At 64.1% G+C, this 8,896-nt stretch carries 6 protein-coding genes and 2 tRNA genes; all 8 read left to right on the top strand.

The features are described 5' to 3' along the window. The first annotated feature begins 305 nt into the window (after positions 1-305). A complete protein-coding gene (dnaN, locus tag FVA74_RS13490) occupies positions 306-1,454 on the top strand; it encodes a DNA polymerase III subunit beta (protein ID WP_147722980.1) in 1,149 nt (382 codons plus the stop codon). 2 nt (positions 1,455-1,456) lie between these two features. Continuing rightward, positions 1,457-2,632 (top strand): DNA replication/repair protein RecF, encoded by a 1,176-nt coding sequence (gene recF, locus FVA74_RS13485; RefSeq protein WP_147722979.1) that lies wholly within the window; start codon positions 1,457-1,459, stop codon positions 2,630-2,632. Then, positions 2,625-3,140, top strand: coding sequence for a DUF721 domain-containing protein (locus FVA74_RS13480; protein ID WP_147722978.1), 516 nt, complete (start codon positions 2,625-2,627; stop codon positions 3,138-3,140). The genes recF and FVA74_RS13480 overlap by 8 nt, the downstream gene beginning before the upstream one ends. Before the next feature lie 163 nt (positions 3,141-3,303). After that, on the top strand, positions 3,304-5,382 hold the full coding sequence (gene gyrB / locus FVA74_RS13475) for a DNA topoisomerase (ATP-hydrolyzing) subunit B (protein ID WP_147722977.1): 2,079 nt from the start codon (positions 3,304-3,306) through the stop codon (positions 5,380-5,382). A gap of 91 nt (positions 5,383-5,473) precedes the next feature. Further along, entirely contained in the window at positions 5,474-8,047 is a 2,574-nt protein-coding gene (gene gyrA, locus FVA74_RS13470; RefSeq protein WP_370454461.1) for a DNA gyrase subunit A, read from the top strand. Beyond that, the gene (locus FVA74_RS13465) at positions 8,040-8,447 is read left to right on the top strand and encodes a DUF3566 domain-containing protein (protein ID WP_147722976.1); all 408 of its coding nucleotides are present in this window, start codon (positions 8,040-8,042) and stop codon (positions 8,445-8,447) included. The genes gyrA and FVA74_RS13465 overlap by 8 nt, the downstream gene beginning before the upstream one ends. Positions 8,448-8,588: 141 nt before the next feature. Continuing rightward, a tRNA-Ile gene (locus FVA74_RS13460) sits at positions 8,589-8,662 on the top strand. A gap of 52 nt (positions 8,663-8,714) precedes the next feature. Beyond that, a tRNA-Ala gene (locus FVA74_RS13455) sits at positions 8,715-8,787 on the top strand. Positions 8,788-8,896: the final 109 nt, after the last annotated feature.

Raw genomic sequence — 8,896 nt, 5'->3', positions numbered from 1 at the left:
CAACACGCCGCTCGAATGTGGATGACAAGAAATTCCCTGTGGAATCGCGATCGAAAAGGAAACGGCCGGCGACGAGTTCTCGACAGGCAGTCAACAGAACGCCCACAACTCACACGCGTGTAGTTCTCCGACGCTGAAAGGCATCCACCGACTTATCCACAGTTTCCACAGCTGTTAATGCCTTTACCGTTCATTAATTCAGATTTGGGGCTCAGATAACCCTTTGCGCCGTCTGGTCCGGCTTCTCCTGCGCTGTGCCAGTATTAAGCCCCCGGATGTCTACTTCCGCGTCGAAAGGGAATCGCATGAAGTTTCAGGTGAATCGCGACGTTTTCAGCGAGGCCGTCTCGTTTGCCGTGAAACTGCTTCCCCAGCGCACGACCTTGCCGATCCTGAGCGGTGTGCTCATCGAGACGACTGACACTGGCCTTCGGCTCTCCTCGTTCGACTACGAGGTTTCCGCCCAGACCGAGATCGAGGCAAGCGTCGACACTCCCGGCACGATCCTCGTGTCAGGGCGACTGCTGGCCGACATCGCCAGCCGCCTGCCGAATGCGCCAGTCGAGTTCTCCACGGAGGATTCCAAGATCACGGTGCGGTGTGGTTCCGCCAACTTCACACTCCTGAGCATGCCCGTCGAGGAATACCCGACCCTCCCGCAGGTCGGTGAGCAGTCTGGACTCCTGCCGGCGGATGCCTTCTCCGATGCGGTCTCCCAGGTCGCGGTCGCAGCATCCCGTGATGACGTGACCCCCGTCATCACGGGTGTGCAGCTCGAGGTCAGCGACACGACCCTCAGTCTCGTCGCGACCGACCGCTACCGCGTCGCGGTGCGCGAGATCGACTGGGATTCGGGGGATCGCGACTTCTCCGAGGGCGTCACCGCCCTCGTGCCCGCCCGCACGCTCCAGGAGATCGGCAAGACCTTCGGCCACAGCGGCACGATCTCGGTCGCGATCACGAACACCGACGACCGCGAGATCATCGCCTTCAGCGCTGACCGCAAGACCGTCACCTCGCTCCTGATCAAGGGCAACTTCCCGCCCGTCAAGCGCCTGTTCCCCGAAACGGTCGAGAACTACGCCGTCATGAACACGGGCGAGTTGGTCGAGGCGGTCCGCCGTGTCGCCCTCGTCCTGGAGCGGGAGGCAGCCCTCCGCTTCAGCTTCACGATCGATGGCCTGACCCTTGAGGCGATCGGCGGCGAGCAGGCCCAGGCATCCGAGACGATCGACGCGCACCTGCACGGTGGCGACATGGTCGTCTCGCTCAAGCCACAGTTCCTGCTCGATGGCCTCGGCGCTGTGCACTCGGAGTTCGTGCGCATCTCCTTCACGCGCACCGAGAACCCCAACAAGCCGGGCCCCGTGCTCATCACGAGCCAGTCGTCCAAGGACCAGCCGGGCGCCGACAACTACAAGTACCTCCTGCAGCCGAACCTGCTGCTTCGCTAGCGTTGTTCGTCACCCACCTCTCCCTCACCGACTTCAGGAACTACGAGCGCGCAGAAGTCGCGCTCGAGCCGGGCGCCAATCTCTTCGTTGGCAGCAATGGCCAGGGCAAGACCAACCTCATCGAGGCACTCGGTTACCTCAGCACGGTGGGTTCGCACCGGGTCTCGAGTGACCAGGCGCTGATCCGCCGCGACCAGGATGCCGCCATCATCCGCGCGAAGCTGGCGCACGGTGCCCGCCAGCTGCTGGTGGAGGTGCAGCTGAATCGCTCCTCGGCCAATAAGGCGCAGGTGAATCGTTCGGCGATCAAGACGCGCGAGCTGCCCCGGTACTTCTCAAGCGTCTTGTTCGCTCCCGAAGACCTGGCGCTCGTGCGCGGCGAACCCTCCGGCCGCAGGCGGTTCATGGATGAGCTGCTCGTCTTGCTCTCTCCGCGGTTCGCCGGCATCATCGCCGACTACGACAGGGTGCTTCGGCAACGGAATACGCTGCTCAAGTCGGCCCGCGCAGCGGGAGTGAAGGGTTCGCAACTGAGCACGCTCGAGGTGTGGGACGAGCGACTCATCGAACTCGGTTCCCAGCTCGTCGAGGCGCGCACCGCGCTCGTGACCCGCCTGCAACCGGAGGTCGCGCGCGCCTATGTGTCGATCGCGGGCGACCAGCATTCGGCTGAACTTGAGAACCGGCTCAGCATCTTCTCCGGCAGCGATGACGATGAGGCGGGGGATGAGCCGGGAGTCAGCGGCGTCGTCTCGGCGGCGGATGCGGCATCCGCGTTCCGCACCTCACTCGAGCGACTTCGTCGAAGCGAACTCGAACGCGCCGTAACCCTCGTCGGGCCACACCGCGACGACCTCCTGCTTCGCCTCAACGGCATGCCGGCCCGCGGCTATGCGAGCCACGGCGAGTCGTGGTCGTTCGCGCTGGCGCTGAAGCTCGCCTCGGTCGAGGAACTGCGCCGCGATTCCGCGACGGGGGATCCCGTGCTCGTGCTCGATGACGTCTTCGCTGAGCTCGACGCCGCGCGCAGGGAACGGCTGGCGGATGCCGTCGTCTCAGTCGAGCAGGTGCTCATCACGGCCGCGGTCTATGAGGATGTGCCTGATGCCCTGCGCGCGCACACGGTGCGCATTGCGCAGGGTCGGATCCTCGACGACGAGGTGATCACGAATGACTGATCCACGCCAGGGTGGTGAGCGTGAGCAGGAACACATCGAGGTGTACCAGCGTTTCCGGCGTGTCTTCGGGGATGGTTCCGTGCGATCGAGGGATGCCCGCCGGCGGTCAGCGCGCCGTAGCGAGGAGGGGGCAAGCGTTCCCTTCGGCAAGGGCCGTGACCCGCGGGGGATCGCTGAGGTCATGGATGCCATGACGACGACGCTCGGATGGACATCTCCACTTGCGCGTTCGCAGTTGCTCTCCTCCTGGTCGGGCATCGTGGGTGAGGACCTGGCAGAGCACGCTGAACCGATCGGTATCGAGGACGGCGTCATGAGCGTGCGGTGTGATTCGACCGCGTGGGCGACCCAGCTGCGACTCATCAGGGGAGACATCCTCACTCGCATTGGGCGAGAGTTCCCCGAGGCGGGCGTCGAGTCCGTCAAGTTTCTGGGACCGGACGCCCCTTCATGGAAACGGGGCCCCAGATCGATTCAGGGGCGCGGTCCTCGCGATACCTACGGGTAGGGAGGCAAAACAGTCCGGACGCGCCTATTTAGGCGCTCAGACGGCGGAATTCACCCTTTGGGGGGTCGTTCCTTGGTAGAATCGAAGGGTTGCCATGGCAGCTTCCCGAGGGGAGCCCGGCCCAGGACGACACCCGGCTTACAGGACAGGAGTCCCACTTCAGATGTCACAATCGTCGCCCGAGAACCCCATCGAGAACCAGACTCCGGGCGACGGTGCTACCCCGACGCCTGAGGTTGTAGCGCACCAGCGCACTGCCGCCGAGCAGAAACAGGACAACGCGAGCTACGGGGCCGACCAGATCCAGGTGCTCGAGGGCCTCGAGGCTGTGCGCAAGCGCCCCGGCATGTACATCGGTTCGACGGGCCCCCGCGGCCTGCACCACCTCGTCTATGAGATCGTCGACAACTCGGTCGATGAGGCACTCGCGGGCTACTGCGACACGATCGCCGTGACAATCCTGCCTGACGGCGCGGTTCGCGTCGTCGACAACGGCCGCGGCATCCCCGTTGACATCCACCCCGTCGAGAAGAAGTCGACGGTCGAGGTCGTGCTGACGATCCTGCACGCCGGCGGAAAGTTCGGCGGCGGCGGGTACGCGGTCTCGGGTGGACTGCACGGCGTCGGCAGCTCTGTCGTCAACGCGCTCTCGCACAAGCTTGAGGTCGAGGTGCGCCGCCAGGGCAACATCTGGCGACAGACCTTCCACAACGGTGTGCCGGATGCTCCGCTCGAGAAGGGAGAGGAGACCGACCAGACCGGAACCACCATCAGCTTCTGGCCGAACAGCGACATCTTCGAGACCATCGAGTTCGACTATGAGACCCTGCGGACCCGTTTCCAGCAGATGGCATTCCTCAACAAGGGCCTTCGCATCTCGCTCGAAGACCAGCGCCCCGCCAAGACCGGCGAGGTCGAGGGGGAGGTTGACCACGAGCAGCGCAGTGAGTCCTTCTTCTACGAGCGCGGCCTCGTTGACTACGTCGAATACCTGAATTCTGCGAAGAAGTCAGAGGTCGTGCATCCGGAGATTATCTCGATCGAGTCGGAAGACACGGAGCGTCGCATTGCGCTCGAGGTCGCGATGCAGTGGACGACCTCCTACAGCGAGAGCGTGCACACCTACGCGAACACGATCAACACGCACGAGGGCGGCACGCACGAGGAGGGGTTCCGTGCGGCGCTGACGACGCTCGTCAACCGCTATGCACGTGAGAAGGGAATCCTCAAGGAAAAGGACGACAACCTCACGGGCGACGACGTGCGCGAGGGCCTCACCGCGGTCATCTCGGTGAAGCTGGGCGAGCCGCAGTTCGAGGGCCAGACCAAGACGAAGTTGGGGAACACCGAGGCGAAGTCCTTCGTGCAGAAGGTCATGGGCGAGGCGCTCGGTGACTGGTTTGATCGCAACCCCGTGCAGGCGAAGGATGTCATTCGCAAGGCGCTGCAGGCATCCGCGGCCCGCATGGCGGCCCGCAAGGCGCGCGAACAGACCCGTCGCAAGGGCCTGCTGGAGTCGGGTGGCATGCCAGGCAAGCTGCGCGACTGCTCGAGTAAGGACCCGAGTCGCTCGGAAATCTTCATCGTCGAGGGTGACTCGGCAGGCGGTTCCGCCGTGCAGGGACGCAACCCCGAGACACAAGCGATCCTCCCGCTGCGAGGCAAGATCCTCAATGTGGAGAAGGCCCGGCTCGATCGCGCGCTCGGCAATGCCGAAGTGCAGGCCATGATCACGGCATTCGGTGCCGGAATCGGTGAGGACTTCGACCCCGAGAAGGCTAGGTATCACAAGATCATCCTCATGGCCGACGCCGACGTGGACGGGCAGCACATCACGACGCTGCTGCTCACCCTGGTGTTCCGCTACATGCGCCCGCTCATCGACATGGGGTACGTCTACCTGGCGCAGCCGCCGCTCTACCGGCTCAAGTGGACGAACTCGCCGCACGAGTACGTCTATTCCGACCGTGAGCGTGATGCGCTGCTCGAGGCCGGGATCGCCGCAGGCAAGCGAATCCCAAAGGACAACGGCATCCAGCGCTACAAGGGTCTCGGCGAGATGGACTACAAGGAGCTCTGGGAGACCACGATGGATCCCGAGACTCGCACGCTCCTCCAGGTGACCCTCGACGATGCCGCTGCGGCCGATGAGATCTTCTCGACCCTCATGGGTGAGGATGTCGAGTCGCGACGCAACTTCATCCAACGCAACGCCAAGGATGTTCGCTTCCTCGACATCTGAGCCCGGCCTCGCGGATTGAGCCTGTCGAAATCCAGCCAGCGAGGAAACCAGGCGACAGGCTCACGCAGCAGAACTTAGGAACAGAGAATTCATGGCTGATATGGAAGACACCACGCCCGGGGAGCAGATCCCCGGCAAGGAGATCGACACGTCACACGACAAGGTCACGCCCGTCGACCTCCAGCTGGAGATGCAGCGCTCCTACCTGGACTACGCGATGAGCGTGATCGTCGGGCGAGCCCTACCGGAGGTTCGCGACGGGCTCAAGCCCGTGCACCGCCGCGTGATCTACGCGATGTACGACGGCGGATACCGGCCCGACAAGGCGTTCTCCAAGAGTTCGCGTGTCGTCGGCGACGTCATGGGCCAGTTCCACCCGCACGGTGACTCGGCGATCTATGACGCGCTCGTGCGTCTCGTGCAACCGTGGAGCCTCCGCTACCCGCTCGCGCTCGGCCAAGGCAACTTCGGTTCGCCGGGCAACGATGGTGCCGCCGCCCCGCGATACACCGAGACGAAGATGGCTCCCCTCGCGCTCGAGATGGTGCGAGACATCGAGGAAGACACCGTCGACTTCCAGGACAACTACGACGGACGCACCCGCGAGCCTGCCGTGCTGCCGGCGCGTTTCCCCAACCTGCTCGTCAACGGTTCCGTCGGTATCGCGGTCGGCATGGCCACCAACATCCCGCCGCACAACCTTCGCGAGGTCGCGGATGCCGCGCTCTGGCACCTCGCGAACCCGGATGCCGGCCAGGAGGAGCTGCTCGAGGCGCTCATGCAGCGCATCAAGGGCCCCGACTTCCCGACCGGCGCGCAGATCCTCGGCACCAAGGGCATCCAGGATGCCTACCGCACGGGTCGCGGGTCGATCACGATGCGGGCGGTCGTCAACGTCGAGGAGCTGCAGGGTCGCACCTGCCTCGTCGTGACGGAACTGCCGTACCAGGTCAACCCCGACAACCTCGCGCTCAAGATCGCCGACCTCGTGAAGGACGGCAAGCTCTCGGGCATCGCGGACATCCGGGACGAGACCTCCGGTCGCACGGGCCAGCGCCTCGTGATCGTGCTCAAGCGAGACGCGGTCGCCAAGGTCGTGCTCAACAACCTCTACAAGCACACCCAGCTGCAGGAGAACTTCGGCGCCAACATGCTGGCGATCGTCGACGGCGTGCCGCGCACCCTTGCGCTCGATGGCTTCATCACGGCGTGGGTCGCACACCAGATCGAGGTCATCGTTCGTCGCACCGAATTCCGCCTGCGCAAGGCCGAGGAGCGAGCCCACATCCTGCGCGGCTACCTCAAGGCGCTCGATGCACTCGACGAGGTCATTGCGCTCATCCGTCGTTCGCCCACCGTGGAGGACGCCCGCGACGGACTCATGGAGCTGCTCGACATCGACGAGCTCCAGGCCCGCGCGATCCTCGACATGCAGCTGCGTCGCCTGGCCGCGCTTGAGCGCCAGAAGATCGTCGACGAGCACGACGAGATCGAACGCCAGATCATCGACTTCAAGGACATCCTCGGCAGCCCGCAGCGCCAGCGCGACATCGTCAGCGAGGAACTCACCGAGATCGTTGACAAGTTCGGCGATGACCGTCGCACCGAGATCATGTACGGCTACGGCGGCGACATGAACATGGAAGACCTCATCCCCGAAGAGGAGATGGTGGTCACGGTCACGCGTGGCGGCTACATCAAGCGCACGCGCAGCGATAACTACCGCTCCCAGCACCGTGGCGGCAAGGGCGTGCGCGGTGCACAACTGCGAGCGGATGATGTCGTCGAGCACTTCTTCGTCACGACGACGCACCACTGGCTCCTGTTCTTCACCACGACGGGCCGCGTCTATCGCGCGAAGGCCTACGAGGTGCAGGAGGGTGGCCGCGACGCGAAGGGACAGCACGTCGCCAACCTGCTCGCCCTGCAGCCGGGGGAGGAGATCGCGCAGATCCTCGACATCCGTGACTATGCGGCGGCAAAGTACCTGGCACTCGCGACGCGCGGCGGTCTCGTCAAGAAGACGGCGCTGAGCGAATACGACACCAACCGCACGGGCGGCATCATCGCGATCAACCTGCGCGAGGGCGATGAGCTCGTCTCCGCCATGCTCGTGGAGGAAGATTCCGACCTGCTCCTCGTCTCGCGCAAGGGTCTCTCGATCCGCTTCACCGCGAGCGATGACGCGCTGCGGCCCATGGGTCGCGCGACGAGCGGCGTCATCGGCATGCATTTCAAGGGTGACGACCAGCTGCTGTCGGCATCCGTCGTCAGTGAAGACGGTTACGTCTTCGTCGTGACGGAGGGCGGCTTCGCCAAGCGCACCGCGGTCGACCAGTACCGCGTGCAGAATCGCGGCGGCTACGGCATCAAGGTTGCCAAGCTGCAGGAGTCGCGCGGCGACCTTGCCGGCGCGCTTATCGTGGCTGAGCAGGACGAGGTGCTTGTGGTTCTTGCCAGCGGCAAGGTGGTACGCTCGTCCGTCGCTGAAGTCACTGCCACTGGCCGTGACACCATGGGGGTCGTCTTCGCCCGCTTTGCGGACGAGGACAAGATCATCGCGGTGGCTCGCAACAGTGAGCGCAACCTCGGCCAGGACCTCCCCGCAAGCGACAGCGAGACAGACCCCGCGATCGAGAAGAAGGATGAGGCGCTCGATGAGTAGCATCGCCGAGAAGTTGCAGCGAAAGTCACAGAAGTCCGTCGGGAGCAAGCAGGTGCGCCTGCGGCTCGTCTACGTCGATTTCTGGTCGGCCGTGAAGCTGTCGTTCCTGATCGCGGTCGTGTTGGGCGTCATCCTCATCGTCATGACGATCCTCGTCTGGACGATCCTCGCCTCGACCGGCATCTTCTCCCAGCTCGACAGCCTTCTCGGTGACATCACGGGCGACGAGAACTTCAGCATCATGGGCAGCTTCTCGCTCATCCAGATCATCGGCTTCTCGGTGGTCGTTGCGCTGCTCAACACGATCGTCGGCACGGCCCTCGGCGCGATCTGGGCGCTCATTTACAACTTCACGGTGCGAATCACGGGCGGCCTGCTCGTCGGCTTCACTAACAACTAGCTGGAGGCGAGGGTTCGATACGCTCCTTCGTCGCTCGCAGGCGCGCTCGCCTCTGAGCCGCCCTCGCTGCGACGATCCGTATCGAAACCTCAATTTCATCAATCGGGCGCCGGTACGATACTCTCGTATCTGCTCCAAAACGGGGATATAGCTCAGGCGGTTAGAGCGCTTCGCTGATAACGAAGAGGTCCCAGGTTCAAGTCCTGGTATCCCCACGCAGATCCGGATGTCTCATCCGCATCTTCACCCACAGGGTTTGGCCCGCCGGGGGACGTAGCTCAATTGGCAGAGCACCTGCTTTGCAAGCAGGGGGTTAGGGGTTCGATTCCCCTCGTCTCCACTCCACTTCTCCCGTCAGGGGCAGCCCTTCCATCGCGATAGTGTCGTGATCCGTGAGTTCCCTCGTCCGGGGTCATCGCGGGCCTCGCTATCGCCATCCCGGTCGGTGC

The sequence above is a fragment of the Salinibacterium sp. dk2585 genome, assembly GCF_008001035.1.
Lineage (GTDB): Bacteria > Actinomycetota > Actinomycetes > Actinomycetales > Microbacteriaceae > Homoserinimonas.
Note: the sequence above shows the minus strand (reverse complement) of the source record. Positions and strands in the feature narration are given on the sequence as shown.

Coding starts and splice junctions, on each gene's coding strand:
- dnaN (WP_147722980.1), top strand. CDS start 306: ATGAAGTTTCAGGTGAATCGCGACGTTTTCAGCGAGGCCGTCTCGTTT.
- FVA74_RS13480 (WP_147722978.1), top strand. CDS start 2,625: ATGACTGATCCACGCCAGGGTGGTGAGCGTGAGCAGGAACACATCGAG.
- gyrB (WP_147722977.1), top strand. CDS start 3,304: ATGTCACAATCGTCGCCCGAGAACCCCATCGAGAACCAGACTCCGGGC.
- gyrA (WP_370454461.1), top strand. CDS start 5,474: ATGGCTGATATGGAAGACACCACGCCCGGGGAGCAGATCCCCGGCAAG.
- FVA74_RS13465 (WP_147722976.1), top strand. CDS start 8,040: ATGAGTAGCATCGCCGAGAAGTTGCAGCGAAAGTCACAGAAGTCCGTC.